Genomic DNA, 24325 nt, shown 5'->3' with positions numbered 1-24325 from the left:
AAGTCTCCCGACAGTCCTACATGTACGTTGGACTGGCGGGAAATATGGAGAGTTCAACACTGAACGCAGACAGAGCCTTGTTTTTTGTAGGCCAGCGCCTGTCCATCGGGTCGGAAATCCACTCCTAAGCCCGTGCAATACTACGCCCTCGTAGGGTTGAAACCCCAAGCCCTCGTTCGTAATACATGACCCAAGAAACCAATAACCTCGCCGCCGACCTGTGGGCGCTGGCCGATCTGCTGCGCGGCGACTTCAAGCAAAGCCAATATGGCCGCGTCATCCTGCCCTTTGCGCTGCTGCGCCGCTTGGAGTGTGTGCTGGAAAGCAGCAAGCCCGCCGTGCTGGCCGAAGCCGCCAAGGTCGAAAAAATGGCCATTGCCGAAGAGGCCAGAGAAAAGCTGATTCTGCGCGCCGCCGGTGGCCTGCGCTTCTTCAACACCTCGCCCATGGACCTCAGCACCCTGGGCGAGTCGGGCATCAAAGCCAATCTGGAACGCTACATCCAGTGCTTCTCCAAAGACGCCCGCGAGATTTTTGACCACTTCAAGTTCGCTGAATTCATTGGTTTGCTCAACGATGCCAACCTGCTCTACAAGGTCGTGCAAAAAGTCCGCACCATGGACCTACACCCCAAAGCCGTCTCCAACTACGAAATGGGTCTGGTGTTTGAAGAGCTGATCCGTAAATTTGCCGAAAGCTCCAACGAGACGGCGGGCGAGCACTTCACCCCGCGTGACATCGTGCGCCTCACCACCTCGCTGGTGTTCATGGAAGACGATGAAGCCCTCACCAAGCCCGGCATCATTCGCACCATTTACGACCCCACAGCGGGCACGGGAGGCTTTCTTTCGGCGGGCATGGAATATGTGCACGAGCTGAACCCACAGGCCGTGATGCGCGCCTTTGGCCAGGAGCTCAACCCCGAGAGCTACGCCATCTGCAAGGCCGACATGCTCATCAAGGGGCAAGAGGTCGGCAACATCAAGCTCGGCAACACGCTGTCCAACGACCACCTCTACGCCAGCAAGTTCGATTACATGCTCTCCAACCCGCCCTTTGGCGTGGACTGGAAAAAGATCGAAGGCGACATTACCGACGAGCACACGCTTAAGGGTTTTGACGGCCGCTTTGGCCCCGGCCTGCCGCGTGTGTCGGATGGCTCGCTGCTGTTTTTGCTGCATCTCATCAGCAAGCTCCGCGATGTGAAAGACGGCGGCTCACGCATCGGCATCATCCTCAATGGCTCGCCGCTGTTCACTGGTGGCGCAGGCTCGGGCGAATCCGAAATCCGCCGCCATATTCTGGAAAGCGATCTGCTCGAAGCAATCGTCGCCCTGCCCACCGACATGTTCTACAACACCGGCATTGCCACCTATGTGTGGGTGCTGTCGAACAAAAAGCCGGCCGAGCGCAAAGGCAAGGTGCAGCTCATCAACGGCGCCAACCTCTGCGGCAAGATGCGCAAATCGCTGGGCAGCAAGCGCAATGTGATGGACGAGGCCGACATTGCTACCATCACCCGCTGCTTTGGCCAATTTGAGGTGGTCGATGCGCAGGCGCTCAACAAACCGGCGGAAGCCAAAAGCAACCGGGGTCGCCCAGCCGCCAACCCCAAGCCCGAAGCCGTCAAAACCTTTGCCAGCAAAATTTTTGCCACGCACGAGTTTGGCTACCGCCGCATCACCATCGAGCGGCCCCTGCGCCTGTCGTGGCAGTTCAGCGATGAACGCATTGCCAGCCTGCGCTTTGAGTCTGGCGCGCTGAATGCAGCCATGCAGTGGGTCTACGCCGAGTACGGCCAGCCCTACTGGCAAGACGCTGCCGACTGTGACCTCTACGGCCAGCTGGACGACTACGCCGAAGAAATACGCGCCCACCTCAAGCGCGACTTTGCCAGCCTCAAGGAAAAGCAGATCAAAGACCTGCTCGACGCCCGCACCTGGCTGGCACAAAAGGCCGTGTTGCTCAAGGCCCGCGCACTGCAAAGCGCAATCGGCAGCGCCCAGCACGACGACTTCAATGCCTATGACGAAGCCATCAAAGCCGCCTGCAAGCGGGCAGGCATTACGCTCGATGCCAAAGAGAAAAAGCAGATTGCCGATGCCGTGAGCTGGAAGAACCCCGCCGCCGAAAAAGTGGTCAAGAAGGTGCACAAAGGCAATAGCAACCCTCTTTATGGCCTGTTCGCCGTGAACCATGAGGTCATCGAATACCAGGCCGATGGCGAGCTGCGCGACTTTGAAAACATCGCCCTGGACCCCAGCCGCACGGTGGATGAAGTCAACGAAGCCTACTTCATCGCCGAAGTGCAGCCCCATGTGCCCGATGCGTGGATAGACGCCAGCAAGCGCGACGCCAAGGATGGCGAGATTGGCATCGTCGGCTACGAAATCCCCTTCAACCGCCACTTCTACCAGTACCAGCCGCCACGGCCGCTGGAAGAGATCGATGCCGATCTTGACGCCGTGAGCGCCGAGATCATGGCGCTGCTGCGCGAGGTGTATTCGTGAGTCGGTACAACATCTACCCCGAATGCCACGAATCAGGCATTGCTTGGCTAAACAAACTCCCCACACATTGGGAGCTCGACCGCTTTAAAAACATTTTCAAGATTCAAAAGAGAATCGCCGGCACGCTTGGTCATGACGTGCTTTCGATCACCCAAAAAGGCGTAAAGATCAAAGATACTGAAAGCGGCGATGGGCAGCTTTCGATGGATTACTCAAAATATCAGATAGTAAAGAAAGACGATTTTGCGATGAATCACATGGATTTATTGACAGGATATGTCGATATCTCCAAATTCGATGGTGTAACAAGTCCTGATTATCGGGTTTTCACGATTAATGAGCAGAAACACCACCCTCGATATTTTTTGTACCTGCTACAGCTTTGTTACATAGCGAAAATTTTCTATCCGTTGGGGCAGGGGGCCGCACAGATTGGTCGCTGGCGATTACCAACGGAAGCGTTTAATGAATTCGTAACGCCAGTTCCGACTTATCGAGAGCAGCAACTAATTACAACCTTCCTCGACCACGAAACGGCGAAGATTGATGCCTTGATCGAGAAGCAGCAGCGGCTGATCGAGTTGCTCAAGGAAAAGCGCCAAGCCGTCATCAGCCACGCCGTCACCAAAGGCCTCAACCCCAACGCCCCGATGAAAGACTCCGGCGTGGAGTGGCTAGGCGAAGTGCCCGCGCATTGGGGAATGACAAAATTTCACTATGAGATTGACTTACTCGAAGGGCCGGGGATTCTGGCGAATGACTTTCACGATGAGGGCGTGCCTCTCTTGCGCATACAAAATGTAAAAGACGAGTTTGTAAGTAGAGATTACAAAACCTATCTATCACCATCTAAAGTTCGAGCAAAGTGGGACCACTTTCGAGTCGCGCAAGGCGATTTAATTATTAGCTGTAGTGCAACCACAGGTCTCGTATCTGAGGTTGGGGAAGACACTGTTGGGGCTGTCCCTTACACCGGCTTGATAAGACTGCGTCCACAAGTTAAGGCTTCCATCACCAAAGAATTCATTCGCTGTCTTGTTCAATCAGATCTTTTCTTTGAGCAAATAAAGCTACTCCAGTCGGGATCAACGATTCAGCATTTCGGGCCATACCATCTGCAACAGATGCACATCACATTGCCCGCACTTACTGAGCAAAATAAAATTGCAAAAGCCGTCAAAGAGAAAACAGCTCGTCTCGACAAACTAATTTCTATTGCAGATCAGCAAATTGAGCTCATGCAAGAACGCCGCACCGCTCTAATCTCCGCCGCCGTCACCGGCAAGATCGACGTACGCGATTGGCCAGCCGCCGCCTGACGGCCTTCACCCACACCGCCCCATCTCCACCCGACCATGAGCGACCAAGCCACTGAACGCATCTTTCAAGACGACATCATTCGCCAGTTGCTGGCCAATGGCTGGTTGCTGGGCTCGCCGGACAAGTACAACCGCGAATTGGCCTTGTACCCCGAGGATGCGCTGGGCTTTGTGCAGGAGACGCAAGACGCGCAGTGGCAAAGGTTTTGCGCCAACCACCCCAAGGATGCGGAGCAGAAGTTTTTGCAGCTTGTGGCTGCGCAACTGGGCAAAGCCGACCCGAATGCCACGCACAAAGACAGCCGCACCTTTGGCACGCTGGGCGTGCTGCGCCACGAGCTGCGCGACCGCAATGCGCGCCTGTCGCTGTGCCAGTTCAAGCCCGAGCACGTCCTGAACCCGGACACGCTGGCCCGCTACGCCAAAAACCGCCTGCGCGTGGTGCCGGAGTTGGTGTACAGCCCGTGGTGTACCGATGCCTGTTTCGCGGAGACAGGTGCCAAGGCCAAGGCGTGGCGCATTGACCTGGTGCTGTTTGTCAACGGCGTGCCGGTGGCTACGCTGGAGCTAAAGAGCGAGTTCAAGCAGGCGGTGGATCGCGCTGTTCGGCAGTACAAGACCACGCGCCTTCCGGTTGACCCCGTAGCGCGTAAGCCGGAGCCGCTGCTGACCTTCAAGCGCGGCGCGCTGGTGCACTTTGCGGTGAGCCAGTACGAGGTGCATATGGCCACGCGGCTGGAGGGCGAAAACACTTACTTCCTGCCATTCAACAAGGGCACGCGTGATGGCGGTGCGGGCAATGATGTGCCGGACGATATCCACCGCTACGCCACCGATTACCTGTGGAACGAGGTGCTGCTGCCGGACAACCTGCTCAACATCCTGGCCCGCTTTGTGCACTTGCAGATTGAGGACAAGGACGACTGGGAAGGCCGCAAGTACAAAAAGGAAAGCCTGATCTTCCCGCGCTACCACCAGTGGGACGTGGTGGGCAAGCTGCTGGCGGCGGCGCACAGCGAGGGGCCGGGGCAGAAATACCTGATTCAGCACAGCGCGGGATCGGGCAAGTCCAACTCCATTGCCTGGGTGGCGCACCAGCTCTCGGCGCTGTACAAGCATGACGGCAAAAAGCAGTTTGACTCGGTGATTGTGGTGACGGACCGCACGGTGCTTGACGCGCAGTTGCAAGACACGATCTACCAGTTTGAACACACCGATGGCGTGGTGGGGCGCATCAACAACAAGGAGGGCGATGGCTCCAAGTCCGAGAAGCTGGCGGCGGCTTTGGAAGCGGCCCAGCCCATCATCATCGTCACCATCCAGACTTTTCCATTTGTGTTGAAGGCGATTGAAAACAGCGTGAGTCTGAAGGAGCGCTGCTACGCCATCATTGCCGACGAGGCGCATTCGTCGCAAAGCGGCTCCACGGCGCGGCAGCTTAAAGAAGTACTGATGAAGGAGGCCGGTGAAGCGGGGGATGAGACTGCGGAACTGGATAGCGACGACATCATTGCCGCCACGGTGGCGGCGCGCCGCGCATCGGGCAACCTGAGCTACTTTGCTTTTACCGCCACGCCCAAGCCCAAGACGCTGGAGCTGTTTGGCCGCGTGCCGCGCCCGGACGAGGTGCCTTCCGCCACCAACAAGCCAGCGGCGTTCCACGTGTACAGCATGCGCCAAGCGATTGAGGAGGGCTTCATCCTCGACGTGCTGAAGAACTACACCAACTACAAGGTGGCTTACAAGCTGGCCCTGAAGGTGCAGGATGCCGATGCAGAGGTGGAAAGCAAGCGCGCCAAGGTCAAGCTAAACCAATGGGTGCGCCTGCATGATCACAACATTGCCCAAAAGGTGATGGTGATCGTGGAGCACTTCAAAGATAACGTGATGGGCTTGCTGGGCGGGCAGGCCAAGGCCATGGTGGTGACCAGCTCGCGCAAGGAGGCGGTGCGCTACAAGCAGTGTTTCGATAAGTACATATCGGAGAAGGGCTACCAGAAGATTCACGCCATGGTGGCGTTTTCGGGTGAGGTGGAGTTCACCGACAAAGACCCGGCTGCGGCGGGCCAGATCGGCGAGAAGTTCACCGAGACGAATATGAACCCGAACCTCAAGGGCCGCGACATGCGCAAGGCTTTCGATTCGGACGACTACCAGGTGATGATCGTCGCCAACAAGTTCCAGACCGGGTTTGACCAGCCCAAGCTGTGCGCTATGTATGTGGACAAGAAGCTGGTCGGGGTGGAGTGCGTGCAGACGCTGTCGCGCCTGAACCGCACCTACCCGAACAAGGCCGAGACGGGCACCTATGTGTTGGACTTCTTCAATGAGTCGGATGAGATTCTGGAGGCGTTTCAGCCCTACTACCAGACGGCGGAGCTGCTGGATGTGTCTGACCCGAACCTGATCTTTGCGCTGCAGGACAAGCTGCGGGCAGGGGGCATTTTTACGTGGCAGGAGGTGGAGCAGTTCTGCGCGGCGTTTTATGTGAAGAACAAGAGCAACGCGGCCATTGCCAACATTTGCAAGCCGGCGGTGCAACGCTGGCAGCTGCGCTACAAATCAGCGGTGGAGGCTTTCAAGATCGCCAAGGAGATGTTTGAGCGCACTCAGAAGACGGGCGATGCCGTGCTGATTGCAAACGCCGAGAAAAGCCTGAAGGAATGCCAGAAGGAAAAGGACGCGCTGGAAATCTTCAAGAAAGACCTGGGCACCTTTGTGCGGTTTTACGAGTTCATGTCGCAGATCGTGGATTACGACGATACCGACCTGGAAAAGCTGAGCCTGTACGCCCGCAACCTGCGGCCCATGCTGCGCGAAACTTTGCTGGACGAAGACGACATTGACCTGGGCAACGTGGTGCTGAGCCACTACCGCGTGGCCAAGATCCGCCAGCAGGATCTGGTGCTGAAAGAAAACAGCGCGGACTACAAGCTGGTGCCCGGCGAAGGCCTGGGCACGGCCAAGCCGCAGGACAAGAAGGAAGAGTTTCTATCGCAGATCATCCACCGCCTGAACGAGGTGTTTGTGACCGACCAGCTCACCGACAAGGACATGGTGAACTACGCCTACACGATACGCGACAAGGTGGGCGAGAACATCAAGGTGATGAAGCAGATCGAGAACAACTCGCCCGAACAGGCCATGCTGGGCGACTTCTCCAAGGCGATAGACGATGCCATCATGGACAGCAGTGAAGCCCATCAGAACCAGATGATGCAGTTGCTGGCCGACCCGAGCAAGGCCGCAAATTTTGCGCGGGTTGTGTTTGATCTGCTGGTGCAGGGTAATCCCCCCAATTTCCACCGTTACGAGAAGTAGAGCGGTTACGCGTGCAGGTCCAATCACTGATTTTGGGTAGTGCCGCCCAAGGTTATGTGGGGGCGGTCGTGATGTGTTTTCACATTGATCTAGCACGCCCGCTGCATGGCAACGACATTGGTCACGCTGCCATCAGCCATACCTTGCAGTAGCGCCAAGCGGGTGCCCAGCAGTTCCAGGAGTCGCGCATCGGGCCTTCGTACTGCGCACGTTGGTAAATCCGCTTGATCTCAAGCAGACTGGTGCTTACAAAAGCCACACTCAGTCCGGCTTTACTACCAGCAGCAAAATATCAAGCTAGCGACAAGTGCGTGTTATCGACAATAGAGCACTTGGACACTGCAACCCAGCAATGAAGCTTGCTCCTGCCACCTGCAGGAGTCACGCGGTAACGGGTTCAGCGGTCTGCTTCTGATCACTGCAGTCGTTCGATGCGGAATGTGCGACCGGCAGCTCTCAGCCTAAAACAGCCGTTTAAGCAAAAGAGCTAGCCGACTGCTTCTGAGCTATGCGGCCCTCGTCCCATTTCAAATATCCCAAATAGAAAAGCCACCCTAAGGTGGCTTTGTATTTATACGGGGCTTCTCACTCAAGCCTCATGCCAGCTCACCACGCCCGTAAAGGCCGTGACCAGCACGATGATGCCGAAGGCGATGCGGTACCAGGCGAAAGGCACAAAGCTGTGACTGGAGATAAAGCGCAACAGCCAGCGCACGCAGAGCCAGGCGCTGATGAAGGAGAAGATCAGGCCCACGGCGAACAGCGGCACATCGGCCATGCTCAGCAGGGCGCGCTCCTTGTAGAGGCTGTAGACCCCGGCGCCTATCAGCGTGGGAATGGCCAGGAAGAAGGAGAAGTCGGTGGCCGCCTTGCGCGACAGCCCCAGCAGCATGCCGCCGATGATGGTGGCACCGCTGCGGCTGGTGCCGGGCACCATGGCCAGGCATTGCACCAGGCCGACCTTGAGCGCGTCCAGCGGCGTCATCTCGTCCACGGACTGCACGCGCACCACGGCGGCCTGGCGCTTTTCCGCCCAGAGAATGATGAAGCCACCGACGATGAAGGTCGTGGCCACGACCACGGGGATGAACAGATGGGCCTTGATGAATTTGCCCAGCAGCAGGCCCAGCACCACGGCCGGCAGAAAGCCGATCAGCACGTTCAGCGCAAACTTCTGCGCCTGGCGGCTGCTGGGCAGGGCCACCACGGTGGATTGAATCTTTTGCCAGTAAACCAGAATCACCGCAAAAATGGCGCCGGTCTGGATGGCGATATCGAACACCTTGGCCTTGGCGTCGTCAAAGCCCAGCAAGGAGCCCGCCAGAATCAGGTGACCCGTGGAAGAAATGGGCAAGAACTCGGTCAGGCCCTCGACGATGCCCATGATGGCCGCCTTGACCAGCATTAAAGTGTCCACGCGAATTGTCCTTTGAGTACAGGTTTGTCAGTCAAAGCCGCAGATTATCCACCTGCTGTTTGACGAGTTCATGGAGCATTCGCGCAATCGCATTTTTTTACACGCCACGGCCCGATTCCATAGGCAAAACAGTCAAGCTGTGCTGCAATTGCAGCGCGCCGGCTGTCGGCGTTTTCAAAATCACACATCATGAAAAAACTCGTTGTCTTGGCCGTTGTTTCCATGGCTTGCAGCCTGAGCATGGCCGCCGCTGACAAGCCTAAGACCGCCCAGCAGCAGCTCATGGGCACTTGCAACACCGAAGCCGCCGGCAAGAAAGGCGATGAACGCAAGGAATTCATGAAGTCCTGCCTGTCCGATGGCAAGAAGCGCCAGCAGGAACGCATGAAGTCCTGCAATGTGGACGCCGCCGGCAAGAAGGGCGACGAGCGCAAGGCCTTCATGAGCGAGTGCCTGAAAAAGGACTGAGCCGCCCTCCGCCCAGGCTTTTTTCCCCGAACGCCGTGCCTCCGCCAGGGAGCACGGCGTTTTTCATGGCCGTTCGCGGCGGCCGGCTGCATTTCGCACCCGGCTTTGCGCCATTCGTCGCAAGGCGCTCGCCCAGCGGCCGGGGCGGCAGCACAGTGCAGTCCAACACCTGCCTGAAAGCCGCACCATGCAACTGACACCGCTGATCGCCTTCCATATGGGCTGCGCCCTAGGCGCCACCGCCATCGGCCCCGTGGCGCTGTGGGCGCGCCGTCGCGGCGCCGCACGCCCGGCCCTGCACCGCGCGGCCGGCTATGGGTTTGTGCTGCTGATGCTGGGCTCGGCGCTGTCGGCCCTGCTGATACGCGACTTCAGTCTGCCCAACTGGGCGGGCTTCACGCCCATCCACCTGCTGGTGCCGTTCACGCTGGGTTTGCTGGTGCTTTCGTTCTGGCATCTGGCCCACAAGCGCATAGACCTGCACCGCCACATCATGCGCAGGCTGTATTTCGGCGCCTGCCTGACGGCGGGCCTGTTCACCCTGCTGCCGGGACGCCTGCTCGGCGGTCTGCTCTGGAAGCAGTTGGCCTGAAAGACTCAACTTCCTGGAGCCCACCATGTACAGCGAAACATCCCCCGACACCCAGCTCCAGCAGGCCCGCCGCCGCGCCGGCATGAAGCTGGGCTGGTATCTGCATGCCAGCGCCTATCTCTGCGTCAACCTGGGGCTGATGGCTCTGGCCTTGAGCCAGGGCCGGCACTGGGCCATCTATCCGGCGCTGGGCTGGGGCCTGGGCCTGCTCATGCACGGCCTGGTGGTGTGGCTGGCGTCGCCGGCCAGCCCGCTGTGGCAGCGCCTGGTGGCGCGCGAGCTGCGGGCTCTGCAAGAATCCGGACCCGAACAGCGGCGCTAGCCACTGGCTCTGCCCTGACCTACGATGACGCCCATGCCTGCCGCCCTTCCCGCCTCGCCCTCGCTGGCCCTCACCCTGCTGCGGCACGGCGGGGTCACCGCCGCCGTCTGCCTGCTGATCACCCTGATGCTGACCCTCATGGGCCAGGGCAGCTGGGATGTGAATCTGGTGTATTCGCTGGCCATAGGCCTGCTGGTCTGGCTCACCATAGAGACGGGCCGCAAGCTGTTCCGCCAGAGCGAGCAGATTCACTGGCCGCTGGGCTGGCGCGGCGTGCTGCTGGTCGTCGCGGGGGTGCTCGTGGGCTTTGGCCTGGGCAGCGCCGTCGGCCGCTGGTATCAGGCATATATGTACCCCGGGCAGCTCGATCCCAAGGCTCCGGCACTGCTGTTTCCCATGCTGATCACGATAGTGGCCAGCGCGCTCATGTCGGCCATGTTCTATCTGGTGGGCAAGGCCCGCCATCTGCAGATGCAGGCCGAGCAGTCCCAGCGCCAGGCCGCGGAAGCGCATCTCCGGCTGCTGCAGGCCCAGCTGGAGCCGCATATGCTGTTCAACACCCTGGCCAATCTGCGCGTGCTGATCGCCGTGGATGCACCGCGCGCCGAACAGATGCTCGACCATCTGATCGCCTATCTGCGCGCCACGCTGGCGGGCTCGCGCAGCGGCACGCACAGCCTGGCCGCCGAGTTTGCGCTGCTGGCCGACTATCTGGCGCTGATGCAGATCCGCATGGGCGAGCGCCTGAGCTATGAGCTGGAGCTGCCCGCCGAACTGGCCGAGGTGCCGGTGCCGCCGCTGCTGCTGCAGCCGCTGGTGGAAAACAGCATCCGCCACGGGCTGGAACCCCAGTTGGCGGGCGGGCGCATCAGCGTGCGCGCGGCCTTGCTGGCCGGCGAGCGGCTGTCGCTGAGCGTGAGCGACAATGGCCGCGGCCTGTCCCAGCCCGGCACGCCCGGCGGCAACGGCTTCGGCCTGCAGCAGATCCGCGAACGGCTGGCCAACCGCTACGGCGCTGGCGCCACCCTAGAATTGATAGCAGACAGCGCAGGCGGTACCAGGGCTTGCATTCAGTTTCCATGGAAATCCGCGCCATGAACCCAGCCAACCCACGCGCCCTGATCGCCGAGGACGAACCCCTGCTGGCCCAGGCCCTGCAGCAGTCGCTGGGCCGGCTGTGGCCGCAGCTGCAGCTGCAGGCCTCGGTGGCCGACGGCATCAGCGCGGCGCAGCAGGCACTGGAGCTGCTGCCCGACATGCTGTTCCTCGACATCCGCATGCCGGGCCAAAGCGGGCTGGAGGCCGCGGCCGAGATTGCCGACGCCTGGCCCGATGACAGGCCGCTGCCCGCCATAGTCTTCGTCACCGCCTACGACCAGTATGCGCTGGCCGCCTTCGAGGCCTGCGCCATGGACTATGTGCTCAAGCCCGTGCAGGCCGCGCGCCTCGCGCAGACCGTGCAGCGCCTGCAGCAGCAGTGGCAGCAGCGCCAGCAGACGCAGGCCGCGGGCGGCCCGCCTCAGGCCCAGCTCGAGCAGTTGCTCAGGCTGCAGCAGCAGTTGCAAGCCACCGGCAGCGCGCCGCTGCAGATCGTCCAGGCCAGCGTGGGCAGCCAGATCCATATGGTGCGCGTGCAGGACATCGTCTATCTCGAAGCCGCCGACAAATACCTGCGCGTGCTCACGGCCCAGCAGGAATATCTGCTGCGCACCCCGCTCAGGGAGCTGCTGCCCCAGCTGGACGCCCAGCAGTTCTGGCAGATCCACCGCGGCACCGTGGTGCGCGTCGACGCGATTGCCAGCGTCCAGCGCGACGAGGCCGCGCGCCTATGGCTGGCGCTGCGCAGCCGCCCCGAGAAACTCGCCGTCAGCCGCCTCTACGCCACGCGCTTCAAGGCAATGTAGGCAGCTGCAGCACATCGTCCCAGTCCACGCCCTGCATGGCGTCCCAATGGGCCACGATGACGCAGCGCGGCCGCGGCGCCTGCTTGAGGCCGGCCGCCATGTCGGCCAGCGCCTGCTGCACATAGCGCTCCGAAGGCTTGTCCAGCGCGGCCAGCGGTTCGTCGATCAGCACCAGCTCCGCCCCGCTGGCCCAGCCCGCGGCCATCCACAGCTTGCGCTGGGTGCCCGAGGACAGCGCCAGCAAAGGCTTGTGCAGATGGGGCTCTAGCCCGAAGCCCTGCACATGCTGCTCGAACTGCGGCCCCGACCAGTGCGGGTAGAGCGTTCCCTGCAGCACCACCCAGTCGGCGACCAGCATCCGCCCATGGACATCGCCCAGAGGCTGGCGCGGGTCCTGCCAGAAGCAGGACGACAGCGGCAGCGTGCCGCCGGTCGCAAAAGCATAGTGGAGCAGGCCCGTCTGCAGCGGCAGCAGTCCGGCCAGCGCCTTGAGCCAGCTGCTCTTGCCCGAGCCCTCGTCCCCTTGCAGCAGGCACAGGCCCGCATGCCAGTCGTGCGAGGCCTCGTTGGCCACCAGACGGCCCGGATAGCCGAAGCTGACCTGAATGGCCTGCACCATGCAGTGCGTATCGCAGCACTCATCAAGCTCAGAATTCATAGCTACACACGCTTGGTTGGTATGGATATCCGGCCAATTCCCTGCAATACACCCAGGCCGCTGGCGCGGCTGCGGCGCAGGCACAATGGCGCCTCCTCAATAGCGTGCAATATGCCATGGCTCTGGACTATCTGGAATTTGATTACAGCGAAGACGAAGAAGGCACGGGCACCTGGGACGCCATGGCCTGCGTCAAGGCCGAGCGCGTGCCGGCTCTCGCGGCCGAGATCGAGCGGCTGCTGCGCTGGGCCAGCCAGAGCTTTGCGGGCCGCCGGGGCGCGGTGGAAGACGGCCAGGACTGGGATTACGACCTGCAGGCCCAGGACGATGCGGGCCAGCCGCTGAACGCCGGCTTCGACCCGGACTCCGGCACGCTGAAGCTCGAGGCCTCGGCCACGGGCCGCACCACGGTCAGCCTGTCGCTGTCGGGCTCGGCCCGGTTTGGCGCGGCGCTGCGCGAAGCCTTCGAGCTGGAGTAAGCCCGAAGGCCGGAGCTGCCGCACGGCACAGGCTCAGCTGTCCATGTCCTCACGCCGCCTGGGCGCTTGCTTCGCATTCCTGCGGCTCGCACCCGCGCGGCCGGCCTTGCTCCACTCATAGTCCAGGCCGTCGGGGGTCTTGCCGTCTTCCACGGCCGACACGCCCACCGGCCCCACCATCTCGCGCAGCTCCGAGGAGATGGTGACATGCATATGGCACGGGTCCTTGCGCAACTGCTGGCACAGGGCCAGCGCCTCGCCCATCTGCGCATCGTCAAACGGCTGGCACTGGGGCTGCCAGGCCGGGGTCTGGCCTTCGGGACTGGAATTGCGCAGGTAGAAAACAACAATGCTCATGGATGGCGGCTCGCAAGAAAACCATACAGTTGTACCCCAGAGCCTATAGGTAGGTGCAGCACCGGCTTTTTGGCGTGGTCGCTTGCGCTCCCGGCCCGCTACGCCAGAGCCGCGGCCCAGCTGCGCACCTGGGTGCGGGCCTTGATCTGCCAGCCCAGGCCGGTGCGGACCAGCTCGTCCTCATACCAGAGCCCGCTCATGAAGGTCTGCTCCCGGCCCTCGGCATCGAGGCGGGTCATGGGCACCATGGCCGCCGAGCGCGCTTTGGCGCAGTCGCCCTGCAGCTCTATCACCACCGTGGAGACCGTGTGCTGATAGGCCTTGAGCCCGCCCAGGATGGGCGCAAAAAACGCCTGCAGCTGCGCGGGCGTGCCCTTGGGGCCGCCAAAGGCCGTGAAGTCCAGGGCCGCATCCGGCGTGAACAAGGCCGCGAATGCCTGCCAGTCCCCGAGGTCCAGAGCATGGCAATAGCGTGCCAGCAGCTCGTTGATTTCCAGTTTGTCCGCCAGCGACTGCAAGGTCATGAATCCGCCTCTTCCGATGGGTGAGCCAGGAAACGCCCGCCGTGCGGCGGGCGTTCGATGGAGCCATCATCTGAGCCCTGGCTCTGCAGCGGCAACCGTGGCTTCACTTAATTCAGACGGACTACTGGCGCCGGCGGCTCATTGGGCCGCCAGCTCCCGGCCCGGCCTGGCCTCCAGCGGCTGCCAGCGCCCGGCCACATTCTTGAGCAAGGTGTTGACCGCCGTCAGGCGCCGGTTCTGCACGCTGATCAGCGTGTTCTGCGCGCTCAGCACCGTGGTCTGGGCCGATAGCACATTGAGATAGGCCACCGTGCCCGCCTTGTACTGGTTGTTGGCCACCGTCAGCGACTGCCGCGCCGCGGCCAGGGCCTCGGCCTGGACCTGCTGCTCCTGGGCCAGATTGCCGGCCGCAACCAGGTTGTCCTCGACCTCCTGCAGCGCCGTGATCACGGTCTGCTTGTAGGTGGCGCCGGCCAGGTCCAGCGAGGCCCGGGCCGACTCCACGGCCGCGCTGCGCGCGCCGCCGTCGAACAGGGTCATGGCCAGGGACGGCCCCAGGGACCAGAACAGATTGGGTGCGCTCAGCAGGTTGGAGAGCATGGAGTTGCGGTAGCCCGCGCTGGCCGACAGGGTCAGCGAGGGGAAATACGCGGCGCGCGCCACGCCGACCTGGGCGTTGGCGGCGGCCATGCGGCGCTCGGCCGCCGCGATATCGGGGCGCTGCTCCAGCAGGGTCGAGGCCAGCATTTCCGGCACGACGGGCGGCGCCGGCAGCAGTCCGGTCACCGGCAGGCTGAAAGCCGCGGGAGCCTTGCCCAGCAAGGCCGCCAGCGCATGCTCGTACTGGGCGCGCGTGGTCTGCGCGTCTATCAGGCTGGCCTGGGTACTCTTGTACTGGGACTGGGCCTGGGCCACATCGGCCGACGAGGCCACGCCGGCCCTGTAGCGGTTCTGCGTGAGCTGCAGGCTTTGCTCGTAGGCCTGGAGGCTGTCCTGCAGAAACTGCATCTGCGCCTCGGCCGCACGCAGCGAGAAATAGGTCTGCGCCACCGAGGCCTGGGCCGACAGGCGTGCGGCCGCCAGATCGTCGCTGCTGGCCTGGGCCGTGGCGCGATTCGCATCGACGGCGCCCGAGAGCTTGCCCCAGAGGTCCATCTCCCAGCTCGCGCTCAGCCCCAGCGAGAAGTTGTTGTTGATGGAACCGCTGCGCGCCACGTTCTCGCCATTGGTGTTGCTGTAGGTGCCGCCGCCCGTGAGCGCGCGCGTGCCGCTGCCCGTGGTGCCCAGCGTGGGCAGCTGCGCGGCCCGGCTGCTGGCCAGCGCGGCCTGCGCGGCGCGCAGCCGAGCCACGGCCTGCTCCACGCCGGGGTTGCCGGCCATGGCTTCGTCCTGCAGGCGGTTCAGGGTCTCGTCGCCGTACAGGGTCCACCAGCGCTCGGAGACCGCGGGCACGGACGGGCCGGCACCGTTGGCCGCCGGCTGCCAGATGCCGGCCTGCTGCGCCTGCGGCGTGGCTTCCTTGAACTGCGCGGGCACGTCGAGCCGGGGCGGCTGGTAGGCGGGTTGGGTGGAGCAGGCGGCCAGCAGCGCTGCGGCGGCCAGGGGCAGCAGGCGCGGCATGCCGCGCCAGGCGGAGCTCCGTTTGAGCCTCTCGGCCTCGCGTGCGAGCTTGGGATTCAGATCAGGTTCTTGCATAGATATCTCACTTTCCCGCGCTCAGGGCGGCTGCAGCGCCGCCCTGGCTTCTGCGCAGCCAGGCGGGGCGCGCGGCCCAGACGCGCAGCACGCGCTTGCGCGCACGGTCGAGCAGCACATAGACCACGGGCGTGGTGTAGAGCGTGAGCACCTGGCTCAGCAGCAGGCCGCCCACGATGGCAATGCCCAGGGGCTGGCGCAGCTCGGCTCCGTCGCCGCGGCCCAGGGCCAGCGGCAGCGCACCGAACAGGGCCGCCATGGTGGTCATCAGAATCGGGCGCAGGCGCAGATCGCAGGCGCGGTAAATGGACTGGGCCGCCGTGGCATGGCCGCCTTTCTCGTGCTCCAGCGCGAAGTCGATCATCATGATGGCGTTCTTCTTGACCAGGCCGATCAGCAGGATCACGCCGATGAAGGCGATCAGCGAAAACTCGGTCTTGAACAGCATCAGTGCCAGCAGCGCGCCCACGCCGGCCGACGGCAGCGTGGAAAGGATGGTCAGCGGGTGCACCAGGTTCTCGTAGAGTATGCCCAGCACCAGATAGATGGTGATGATGGCCGCCAGAATCAGCAGCGGCTGGCCTGCCAGCGCCTGCTGGAAGGCGCCGGCCGAGCCGCTGAAGCTGCCGCGTATGGACACGGGCACGCCCAGCTCCGCCATGGCATTGCGGATCGCATCGTTGGCCTGGGACAGCGACACGCCGGGCGCGAGGTTGTAGCTCACCGTGCTGGCCGGCGTGCCGCTTTGGTGGTTGACCGACAGCGGGGTGCTGGAGACCGTGATCCTGGCAAACGCCGTCAGCGGCACCCGCTGGCCCGAGCTGTTGACCAGGAAGAAGCCGCGCAGCGCCTCCGGGCTCTGCAGATACTGGGGCGCGGCCTCCATCACCACCCGGTACTGGTTGAGCGGGTTGTAGATCACGCCCACCTGACGCTGGCCGAAGGCGTCGTTCAAGGTGTTGTCGATCTGCGCGACCGTGAGGCCCAGGCGCGTGGCCTGGTCGCGGTCTATGACCAGCTTGGTCTGTATGCCGTTGTCCTGCACGTCGCTGTTCACATCGGTCAGCTCGGGCAGCGTGGACAGCACCTGGCGTATGCGCGGCTCCCACAGCCGCAGCTCCGCCGTGTCGTCGGCCTGCAGCGTGTACTGGTAGGAGGCCATGCTCTGGCGGCCGCCGATGCGCACATCGGTCTGCGTCATCATGAACAGGCGCGCGCCGGGCTCGTTCTTGAGCTTTTCGCGCAGGCGGTTGATGACCTCGTCGCTGGAGACCTTGCGCTCGGCCAGGGGCTTGAGCGACATGAACATATTGGCCGCATTGGCCTGGCCGCCGCCCGTGAAGCCGGTCACGTATTCCACGGCCGGGTCTTCCTGCACCACGGCCAGAAAGCGCTTGATGCGCCGTTCCATGGCCTGGAACGACGTGGACTGGTCGGCACGGATGAAGCCCATGACGCGACCCGTGTCCTCGCTGGGCATAAAGCCTTTTTCTATGGTCGCATAGAGATAGACGTTCAGCCCTATCACCGCGACCAGGGTGGCCATGACCACGGGCTGGTGGCGCAACCCCCAGGCCAGGGTGCGGCGATAAAAAGCCCTCACCTTCCGCTCGAAACGGCCTATGGCGTCGGACACGCCCTGCCAGAAAGCATCCCAGCGGCGCTTGGAGGGGCTGCCGGCGCGCGCCTGGCGCCGCCGCGCTTCCTGCTCGGGCGTGCGCAGCAGTGCCGCGCACATCATGGGCGTGGTGGTCAGCGAGACCAGCATGGACACCAGGATCGCCGCCGACATGACCACCGCGAATTCGCGGAAGAACCGGCCCACGATGCCCGCCATGAAAAGAATGGGCACGAACACCGCGATCAGCGACAGGCTCATCGAGACCACGGTGAAGCCGATCTCGCGCGCCCCCAGCAGCGCGGCCTGCATGGCGGACTTGCCGCGCTCCATGTGGCGCATCACGTTCTCGAGCACCACGATGGCATCGTCCACCACGAAGCCCGTGGCCACGGTCAGGGCCATCAGCGACAGATTGTCCAGCGTATAGCCGCACAGATACATGATGCCGAAAGTGCCCAGCAGCGAGGCCGGCACGGCCACGGCCGGAATCAGCGTGGCGCGCGCGCGGCGCAGGAAGAGGAACACCACCATGATGACCAGCGCCACGGAGATCAGCAGCGAGCGCTGCACCTCCTTGACCGAGGCGCGCAGCGTCGGCGTGCGGTCCGAGATCACCGTCATGTCTATGGCCGAGGGAATCGAGGCCTTGAGCTGCGGCAGCAGCGCGCGCACCTTGTCCACCGCCTGCAGGATGTTGGCGTCGGGCTGCTTGAAGACCTGCAGCAGCACCGCGGGCTTGCCGTTCATCACGCCGTAGTTGCGCACGTCCTGCACGGAATCCGTCACGTCGGCCACGTCGCGCAGGCGCACGGCGCTGCCGTTGGCCCAGCTCAGCACCAGCGGCGCGTACTCGGCCGCGGTGCGTGCCTGGTCGTTGGTCGCCACCTGCCAGTAATGGTCCTCGCGCTCCACGGCGCCCAGCGGGCGGTTGGCATTGGTGGCGCTGATGGCGGTGCGCACCTGCTCCAGCGAAATGCCGTTGGAGGCCAGGCGCACCGGGTCCAGCTCCACGCGCACCGCGGGCAAGGCGCCGCCGTTGATGGTGGCCTGGCCCACGCCGTCGACCTGGGACAGCTTTTGCGCCAGCACCGTGGAGGCCGCGTCATACATCTGGCCGCGCGTGAGGCTGTCCGAGGTCAGCGCCACGATCATGATGGGCGCGTCCGCGGGGTTGACCTTGCGGTAGGTCGGGTTGCTGGGCATGCCCGAAGGCAGCAGCGTGCGTGCGGCATTGATGGCCGCCTGCACGTCGTGGGCCGCGCTGTCGACGGTGCGCGACAGATCGAACTGCAGCGTGATGCGCGTGCTGCCCAGGCTGGAGCTGGAGGTCATCTCGTTGACGCCCGCGATGGAGCCCAGCGCCCGCTCCAGCGGCGTGGCCACCGTGGCCGCCATGGTGTCCGGCTCGGCCCCGGGCAGGCTGGCCGACACGGAGATCGTCGGGTAGTCCACCTGCGGCAGCGGCGCTACCGGCAGCAGAAAATAGGCCACGCCGCCCGCCAGGGCCATGCCAATGGTCAGCAGCATGGTGGCGACGGGGCGGAAGATGAAGGGCGTGGCAATGCTCATGGCCGGGCCCCGCCCTCTTCCGCGGCCTGTGCCTCGGCCTCGGTCCTGGGCATGCGCTTGACCGCCGACAGACCATGTTTGAGGCGCCAGCGCTCGGCCCAGCCCTCGAAGGTCAGATAGATCACCGGCGTGGTGAACAGCGTCAGCAGCTGGCTCACCAGCAGGCCACCGACCAGGGTCACGCCCAGGGGATGGCGCAGCTCGCTGCCCACGCCCGTGCCTATCATCAGCGGCAGCGCGCCCAGCAGGGCCGCCAGCGTGGTCATGAGAATCGGGCGAAAGCGCAGCAGACAGGCCTGGTGTATGGCCTCGTGCGCATTCATGCCCTCATCGCGCTGGGCCTCCAGCGCGAAGTCGATCATCATGATGGCGTTCTTCTTGACGATGCCTATCAGCAGCACGATGCCGATGATGGCGATGATGTCCAGATCCAGCCCCGCCATCAGCAGCGCCAGCAGCGCCCCCACGCCCGCGGACGGCAGGGTCGAGAGAATCGTGATCGGGTGAATCGTGCTCTCGTAGAGCACGCCCAGCACGATGTACATGGTGATCACGGCCGCCAGCACCAGCAGCAAGGTATTGGACAGCGAGGCCTGGAAGGCCAGGGCCGCGCCCTGGAACTGCGCATCCACCGACAGCGGGATCTGGCCCTCGTCGCGCATGCTCTGGATCACCTGCTGGGCGGCCTGCACCGCATGCCCCAGCGAGACGCCGGGCGCGGTATTGAACGATATCGTGGCCGCGGGCAGCTGGTCCACATGGTTCACGGCCAGGGCCATGGGGCGCTCGCTGACCGTGGCGATCGAGGTCAGCGGCACGGGTGCGCCGCTGGTCGAGGCCGCGTAAATGCTTTGCAGCGCCTCGGGGCCGATCTTGAACTGCGGCGCCACCTCGAGCACCACGCGGTACTGGTTGGACTGCGTGAAGATGGTGGAGATCAGACGCTGGCCGAAGGCGTTGTACAGCGCCGAGTCCACGGCCGCCACGGTCACGCCCAGACGGCTGGCCTGCGCGCGGTCGATCTGCACATAGGCCTGGCGGCCCTGGTTCTGCAGGTCGCTGCTCACGTCCAGCAGCTGCGGCAGCTGCTGCAGCCGCGCCACCAGCGCCTTGGTGCTGGCGTTCAGCTGCGTCATATCGGGCGAGGACATCAGCAATTGGTATTGCGTGCGCGCCTGGCGGTCTTCGATGGTCAGATCCTGCACGGGCTGGGCATACAGGCGTATGCCCGCCACCTTCTGCGCGTCATCGGCCAGCCGGTGGAGCACCACGCCCAGCGCATCGCGCTGGCCATGGGGCTTGAGGTCGATCTGGATCCGCCCGGTGTTGAGCGTGGTGTTGGTGCCGTCGACGCCGATGAAGGAGGAGATGCTCTGCACGGCCGGGTCCTTGAGCAGCTGCTCGGCCAGCGCCTGCTGGCGCTCGGCCATGGCGGCGAAGGAAATCGCCTGGTCGGCCTCGGTGGTGGCCGCGATCGTGCCCGTGTCCTGCTCGGGGAAGAAGCCCTTGGGCACGACGAAATACAGCAGCACGGTGACGGCCAGCGTGGCCAGGAACACCAGCCAGGTCAGCTTGCTGTGGTCCAGCACCCAGGTCAGCACGCGGCCGTAGCCCGCGATCACCCGGTCAAAGAAGCGGCCCATCACGCCGGAGAAGCGATGGGACTCGCGCTCGGCCTCCTCGCCCTCGGGCCGCTGGTGCAGCAGCCGCGCGCAGAGCATGGGCGTGAGCGTGAGCGAGACCACGGCCGAGATCAGGATCGCCACGGCCATGGTGATGGCGAACTCGTGGAACAGGCGCCCCACCACATCGCCCATGAACAGCAGCGGGATCAGCACCGCCACCAGCGAGATGGTCAGCGAGATGATGGTGAAGCCGATCTGCTTGGCGCCCTTGAGCGCGGCCTGCAGCGGCGGCTCGCCTTTTTCCACGAAGCGCGCGATGTTCTCGATCATCACGATGGCATCGTCGACCACAAAACCCGTGGAAATGGTCAGGGCCATCAGCGTGAGGTTGTTGATGGAAAAGCCCGCCAGATACATGACGCCGAAGGTGCCGATCAGCGACAGCGGCACGGCCACGCTGGGGATCAGCGTGGCCGAGGCGCTGCGCAGGAACAGGAAGATCACCATCACCACCAGGGCGATGGACAGGGCCAGCTCGAACTGCATGTCCTTCACGGACTCGCGGATGGTGATCGTGCGGTCGGTCAGCACCTGCACGTCCACGGACGCGGGCAGGGTCTCCTTGAGCTGGGGCAGCAAGGCCTTGATGGCATCCACGGTCTGGATGACGTTGGCGCCGGGCTGGCGACGGATATTGAGGATCACCGCGGCCTTGGAGCCCTTGTCGGGCGTGCCGGACCAGGCGGCCAGCCGCGTGTTCTCGGCATCGTCCACGGTCTGGGCCACATCGGCCAGACGCACGGGGTTGCCGTTCTTGAAGGCGATGATGAGGTTGCGGTAATCGGCGGCCGACTGCAGTTGGTCGTTGGCATCTATGGTCGAGGCGCGGTCCGGCCCGTCAAAGCCCCCCTTGGCGGTCTTGACGTTGGCGGCCGCGATGGCCGTGCGCACATCGTCCAGCGTCATGCCCAGACCGGCCAGCGCCGCCGGGTTGGCCTGGATGCGCACCGCGGGGCGGCGCGCGCCGGCGATCGCGACCAGACCCACGCCTTTGACCTGGGACAGCTTGGGCGCGAGCCGGTTTTCCACCAGGTCGTTGATCCTGATGACGGGCAGCGAAGGCGAAGTGATGGCCAGCGTCAGCACCGGCGCATCGGCCGGATTGACCTTGCTGTACAGCGGGGGCATGGGCAGGTCGCTGGGCAGCAGATTGCTGCCGGCATTGATGGCGGCCTGCACCTGCTGCTCGGCCACGTCCATGGACATGTTCAGCGAAAAGCGCAGCGTGATGACCGAGGCGCCGCCCGAGCTCGTGGACGACATCTGGTCCAGCCCCGGCATCTGGCCGAACTGGCGCTCCAGCGGCGCCGTGACATTGGAGGTCATCACGTCGGGGCTGGCGCCCGGATACAGGGTGGTGACCTCGATCGTGGGGTAGTCCACCTCGGGCAGGGCCGAGATCGGCAGCAGCCGGTAGGCAAGAATGCCGGCGATCAGCACCGCCACCATCAGCAGCGAGGTGGCGATGGGCCGGAGAATGAAAAGACGGGAGATATTCATGGTGGCCGCAGGTCCGGACTATGCTCAGCGGCCCGCGGCGGGTGCGGCCTCGCCCCCCTGGCCGTTGGCGGCGCGCTCGGCGCGCAGCTTCTGGAAAAAGGCCTTGCGTTCCTCGGGCATCATCGCCTCCAGCTTCTCGCGCTGCTCGGGCGTCAGCTGGCGGCGATGCTCGCCCCCACCGGCTCCCGCTTCTGCGGGCCTGGCATCCGCGCCACCCGCAGCCGGCACCCCGGGCTTGCTCGAGGCCTCGGAGGCTCGCGCCTCGCCGCCGGCCGCGGGCTGCGCGCCCTTGCCTTCCGGCGCGGCCAGGGTCGCCTGGCCGCCGTTGGCGGCGCGCTCGGCACGCAGCTTCTGGAAGAAGGCCTTGCGCTCCTCGGGCGTCATCTTGGCCAGCTTTTCACGCTGCTCGGGCGTGAGGTTGCGCATGCCGCCGCGCGGCTGGCTGGCCGCGTCCTGCACGGCCTGGTCCACCTTTTTGACCTTTTCGGTATCAATCACCGTGACCTGTGCGCCTTCACGCAGGCGGTCGATGCCGTCGGTCACCACCTGGTCGCCGGGCTTGAGATCGCCGCGCACGCTCACATAGTCGCCGTCGGTGACGCCCACGGTGATCTTGCGCTGCGTCACCGTCTTGTCGGGCTGGACCAGATACACATAGTTGTTCTGCACCGCGGTTGCCGGCACGGCCAGCACCTGATCGAGCTGGCGCAGTTGCAGCTTGACGTTGACGAACTGATTGGCGAACAGCCTGCCGTCGGCATTGTCGAACGCGGCCTTGGCCTTGACGGTGCCGGTGGTGATGTCGATGGTGTTGTCCAGCGCGTTGAGCTGACCTTTGGCCAGCAGCTGTTTCTGCTCCCGGTCCCAGAGCTCCACGGCCATGCTCTTGCCCGCACGCAGCTGCTCGGCCAGCGCGCTGATATGGGCCTCGGGCACGGAGAACAGGGCGTCGATGGGCCGCACCTGGGTGATAGTCACCAGCCCGTTCGTATCCGAGGGGTTGACCACATTCCCCAGGTCGGCTTGGCGCAGGCCCAGGCGCCCCGAGATCGGCGCCGTGATGCGCGTGTAGCTCAGCTGCAGCTTGGCCGCATCCACCTGCCCCTGGTCCGCGGCCACCGTGCCCTGCAGCTGGCGCACCAGCGCCAGCTGGGTGTCCACCTGCTGGCTGGCGATGGAGTCCTGCGCCAGCAGTTCCTTGTAGCGCTGCAGGTCGAGCTGGGCATTCTTGAGCTGAGCCTGGTCGCGGACCAGCGCCCCCTGGGCCTGACTCAGCGCGGCCTGAAAGCTGCGCGGATCGATTTCGGCCAACAGCTGTCCGGCCTTGACCTCGTCGCCTTCCTTGAAATAGAGCTTTTGCAGCTCTCCCGAGACCTTGGCCCGCACCACGGCCGTGGCGCGCGCATTCATGGTGCCTATGGCGCTGACCAACACGCGCATATCGCGCTGCTCGACCACGCCCACGGACACGGGCTGGGCCTGGCCCATGCCGCCGGGGCCGCCCGGCCCCATGCGGCTGCCACGCCCCCCGCGCGCGTTGCCCGCTCCCTTGCTGGAAGCAGATACCGCCGATGCATCCTGGCCGGCGCCGTGTTCCTGCTGATACCACCAGACGCCGCCGCCGGCGGCCGCCAGTGCCAGGATCACGCCGATCAGAACCGCGGGCCTGGCCTTGCCCTGCTGAGGATGGAAGAACGCTTTGGTCGGTGGTGGTGTGCTTGGCATTGTGTTGAGGCAGGATGTACGGACCCGAATTTGAGCCCAATGGTAGCTATTTGTATTTGCACCCGCGCCCAAGCGGCGCCGGCTTTGCCTGCATTTACCCTCGCTTTACCGCCGGTTTACCTGTCCCCGTTCCGCGCGCCGAGGCTGAAACAGTGCTGACCTGCACAGTGGCAATGCGGTGTTTGACCGGCCTCATGCTTGTCGCCTGTCGACCCTGGCCGTGCTGCGGCCGCAGCGCCGGCCCCACGGAGAACCCATATGACCACCGAACGCCTGACCAACCACCCCGAAGAAGCCGCCGTGCGCGCGCCCCTGGAGCTGTATATGCGCGGCCATGCAGAAGACAACGCCGAGCACATGCGCGCTGCCTTCATGCCCACGGCGCGCCTGGAATCCGTGCGCGAAGGCCCGCTGACCTCCTGGGATCTGGACTTCTACTGCCAGCGTTTCAAGAACACGCCCGCGGCCGACGAGGCCACGCGCCGCCGCACCATCGACTATCTGGACATCGTGGGTACGGCCGCCATGGCCAAGGTCACGCTGCACCACGGCGCCGTGACCTTCACCGACTACTTTGTGCTGCTCAAGACCGAGCAGGGCTGGAAGATCGCCAACAAGGCCTTCCACGCCCAGCCGCAATAAGCGTCTCGGGCCATCGC

Annotated in this window: 18 protein-coding genes; 10 read left to right on the top strand and 8 right to left on the bottom strand. The window is 64.0% G+C overall.

Annotation, left to right across the window (positions count from 1 at the left end):
• Nucleotides 1-185 precede the first annotated feature (185 nt).
• From AB6724_RS03000 to AB6724_RS02990, 3 genes are read left to right on the top strand one after another with little or no spacing between them, the layout of a single operon-like run.
• A complete protein-coding gene (locus tag AB6724_RS03000) occupies nt 186-2510 on the top strand; it encodes an N-6 DNA methylase (protein WP_369337009.1) in 2325 nt (774 codons plus the stop codon).
• A complete protein-coding gene (locus AB6724_RS02995; protein WP_369337008.1) occupies nt 2507-3829 on the top strand; it encodes a restriction endonuclease subunit S in 1323 nt (440 codons plus the stop codon). The genes AB6724_RS03000 and AB6724_RS02995 overlap by 4 nt, the downstream gene beginning before the upstream one ends.
• A 36-nt stretch (nt 3830-3865) precedes the next feature.
• Complete coding sequence (locus AB6724_RS02990) at nt 3866-7150, top strand: type I restriction endonuclease subunit R (protein WP_369337007.1); 3285 nt, start codon at nt 3866-3868, stop codon at nt 7148-7150.
• A 589-nt stretch (nt 7151-7739) separates the two neighbouring features.
• Here AB6724_RS02990 and AB6724_RS02985 read toward each other — a convergent pair.
• Entirely contained in the window at nt 7740-8567 is an 828-nt protein-coding gene (locus AB6724_RS02985; protein ID WP_256494391.1) for an undecaprenyl-diphosphate phosphatase, read from the bottom strand.
• 189 nt (nt 8568-8756) lie between these two features.
• Here AB6724_RS02985 and AB6724_RS02980 point away from each other — a divergent pair, with 189 nt between their 5' ends.
• From AB6724_RS02980 to AB6724_RS02960, 5 genes are all read left to right on the top strand, one after another.
• Nucleotides 8757-9035, top strand: a complete 279-nt coding sequence (locus AB6724_RS02980; protein WP_369337006.1) for a PsiF family protein — start codon at nt 8757-8759, stop codon at nt 9033-9035.
• Between the two features lie 187 nt (nt 9036-9222).
• The gene (locus AB6724_RS02975; RefSeq protein WP_369337005.1) at nt 9223-9627 is read left to right on the top strand and encodes a DUF2306 domain-containing protein; all 405 of its coding nucleotides are present in this window, start codon (nt 9223-9225) and stop codon (nt 9625-9627) included.
• Nucleotides 9628-9652: 25 nt separating this feature from the next.
• On the top strand, nt 9653-9949 hold the full coding sequence (locus tag AB6724_RS02970; protein WP_369337004.1) for a 2TM domain-containing protein: 297 nt from the start codon (nt 9653-9655) through the stop codon (nt 9947-9949).
• A gap of 24 nt (nt 9950-9973) precedes the next feature.
• Entirely contained in the window at nt 9974-11047 is a 1074-nt protein-coding gene (locus AB6724_RS02965; protein WP_439329820.1) for a sensor histidine kinase, read from the top strand.
• Nucleotides 11044-11853 (top strand): LytR/AlgR family response regulator transcription factor, encoded by an 810-nt coding sequence (locus tag AB6724_RS02960; protein ID WP_369337002.1) that lies wholly within the window; start codon nt 11044-11046, stop codon nt 11851-11853. Before AB6724_RS02965 ends, AB6724_RS02960 begins: the two co-directional genes overlap by 4 nt.
• Here the strand turns inward: AB6724_RS02960 and AB6724_RS02955 are convergent.
• Nucleotides 11840-12511 carry an ABC transporter ATP-binding protein gene (locus tag AB6724_RS02955; RefSeq protein ID WP_369337001.1) on the bottom strand — a complete coding sequence of 224 codons (672 nt, stop codon included), beginning with the start codon at nt 12509-12511 and terminating at the stop codon, nt 11840-11842. The two genes, AB6724_RS02960 and AB6724_RS02955, sit on opposite strands and share 14 nt — an antisense overlap.
• Before the next feature lie 116 nt (nt 12512-12627).
• Between AB6724_RS02955 and AB6724_RS02950 the strand changes: the two genes are divergently transcribed.
• Nucleotides 12628-12990: a hypothetical protein gene (locus AB6724_RS02950; protein WP_369337000.1), complete on the top strand. Its 363-nt coding sequence runs from the start codon at nt 12628-12630 to the stop codon at nt 12988-12990.
• Nucleotides 12991-13023: 33 nt separating this feature from the next.
• On the opposite strand, the gene AB6724_RS02945 is transcribed toward AB6724_RS02950, so the two are convergent.
• The 6 genes from AB6724_RS02945 to AB6724_RS02920 form a co-directional block, all read right to left on the bottom strand.
• A complete protein-coding gene (locus AB6724_RS02945) occupies nt 13024-13347 on the bottom strand; it encodes a hypothetical protein (protein ID WP_369336999.1) in 324 nt (107 codons plus the stop codon).
• Between the two features lie 98 nt (nt 13348-13445).
• On the bottom strand, nt 13446-13871 hold the full coding sequence (locus AB6724_RS02940; protein ID WP_369336998.1) for a nuclear transport factor 2 family protein: 426 nt from the start codon (nt 13869-13871) through the stop codon (nt 13446-13448).
• Nucleotides 13872-14009: 138 nt separating this feature from the next.
• The gene (locus tag AB6724_RS02935; protein ID WP_369337027.1) at nt 14010-15491 is read right to left on the bottom strand and encodes an efflux transporter outer membrane subunit; all 1482 of its coding nucleotides are present in this window, start codon (nt 15489-15491) and stop codon (nt 14010-14012) included.
• Nucleotides 15492-15573: 82 nt separating this feature from the next.
• Nucleotides 15574-18756: a multidrug efflux RND transporter permease subunit gene (locus AB6724_RS02930; RefSeq protein ID WP_369336997.1), complete on the bottom strand. Its 3183-nt coding sequence runs from the start codon at nt 18754-18756 to the stop codon at nt 15574-15576.
• Entirely contained in the window at nt 18753-21941 is a 3189-nt protein-coding gene (locus tag AB6724_RS02925) for an MdtB/MuxB family multidrug efflux RND transporter permease subunit (RefSeq protein WP_369336996.1), read from the bottom strand. Before AB6724_RS02925 ends, AB6724_RS02930 begins: the two co-directional genes overlap by 4 nt.
• A gap of 24 nt (nt 21942-21965) precedes the next feature.
• Nucleotides 21966-23666: an efflux RND transporter periplasmic adaptor subunit gene (locus tag AB6724_RS02920; RefSeq protein ID WP_369336995.1), complete on the bottom strand. Its 1701-nt coding sequence runs from the start codon at nt 23664-23666 to the stop codon at nt 21966-21968.
• A 258-nt stretch (nt 23667-23924) separates the two neighbouring features.
• Between AB6724_RS02920 and AB6724_RS02915 the strand changes: the two genes are divergently transcribed.
• A complete protein-coding gene (locus AB6724_RS02915) occupies nt 23925-24308 on the top strand; it encodes a nuclear transport factor 2 family protein (protein WP_369336994.1) in 384 nt (127 codons plus the stop codon).
• The last annotated feature ends 17 nt before the right edge of the window (nt 24309-24325 follow it).

The organism is Comamonas guangdongensis (genome assembly GCF_041079535.1).
GTDB classification, from domain to species: Bacteria; Pseudomonadota; Gammaproteobacteria; order Burkholderiales; family Burkholderiaceae_C; genus Comamonas; species Comamonas guangdongensis.
The sequence above is the reverse complement of the archived record's forward strand: the minus strand, read 5'-3'. Positions and strand labels throughout refer to the sequence as shown.